General features: G+C 61.2%; 1 protein-coding gene. It reads right to left on the bottom strand.

The window, feature by feature from the left end:
• Positions 1-171 precede the first annotated feature (171 nt).
• Positions 172-516, bottom strand: a 345-nt coding sequence (locus tag A5789_RS16830) for an ATP-binding protein (RefSeq protein WP_197516622.1), incomplete at its 5' end; no start/stop codon positions are given.

The raw sequence follows: 516 nt of genomic DNA, 5'->3' as shown, positions 1-516 counted from the left end.
AACCTCCGCCGGGCCACGACCCGAAACCGCGAACCCCTATAATCAGGACCGCTCACGGGTGGGGCATTTCGATGAGCCCGGCTGGGGAGATTCGGTGAGCGCAGTCAGCTGACGAGGCTCAAGAAACTTCCCCAGTGGTGCTCATCGAAATTCCCCACCCGTGAGGCGGTTCTACTGTAGCGGCCGGCGGATGGTTCCGGAGGCCGTGCGGTGGTTTTCTGATCGGGCATGGTGGTCTCGCAGGCGGTAGGAATCGCCGTCGAGTTTGAGGACCACCGAGCGATGTAGGAGTCTGTCCAATAATGCTGCGGCGACAGTGTTATCGCCGAGGATCTCGCCCCAGGATCCGACGCCGCGGTTGGTGGTGATCGCGATCGAGGTCTTCAAATATCGTTGCGACACAACTTGAAACAATGCTGAAGCCGCCTCTGCCGGTAATGGCAGATAGCCCAGTTCGTCGATCACCAGCAGCGCTGGTCCGGCGTAGAACCGCATGGTGGTGGCCCACCGGCCCTC

The organism is Nocardia sp. 852002-51101_SCH5132738 (genome assembly GCF_001665695.1).
In the GTDB taxonomy this organism is placed as follows: domain Bacteria; phylum Actinomycetota; class Actinomycetes; order Mycobacteriales; family Mycobacteriaceae; genus Nocardia; species Nocardia nova.
This window is presented reverse-complemented; position numbering and strand designations above follow the sequence as displayed.